The sequence below is a fragment of the Sediminihaliea albiluteola genome (assembly GCF_014077625.1).
GTDB classification, from domain to species: Bacteria; Pseudomonadota; Gammaproteobacteria; order Pseudomonadales; family Halieaceae; genus Sediminihaliea; species Sediminihaliea albiluteola.
This window is the reverse complement of sequence record NZ_JACFXU010000004.1, coordinates 1-241: the sequence shown is the minus strand read 5'-3', so window position 1 is coordinate 241 and position 241 is coordinate 1. Positions and strand designations below refer to the sequence as shown.

Annotated in this window: 1 protein-coding gene; it reads left to right on the top strand. The window is 56.0% G+C overall.

Annotated elements, in window-relative coordinates; all coding sequences use genetic code 11:
* The coding region (locus H2508_RS00020) for a hypothetical protein (RefSeq protein WP_182168375.1) at positions 1-241 on the top strand (241 nt) is incomplete at both ends.

Here is a 241-nt window from a genome sequence, read left to right as displayed (position 1 = left end):
AGTGCGCTATGTATTGCGCGAGGGGATGAAGACCTTGGCCAGTGCTCCGCTGGAAGTTGTTGCCGCGGAACTGAGCATCACTGCACCGGAGCAGGCCACCACGGGTGCTTCATTTAAAGTCAGCTGGAGCGATACCGTAGCCAGTCATGATTACTACACTGTGGTGAGTGTCGGTACTGATGAAGGCAAGTTGGGTAATCGCGACTTAGTGGGCAACAAGGGCGAGGGTACGCTCAGAGCG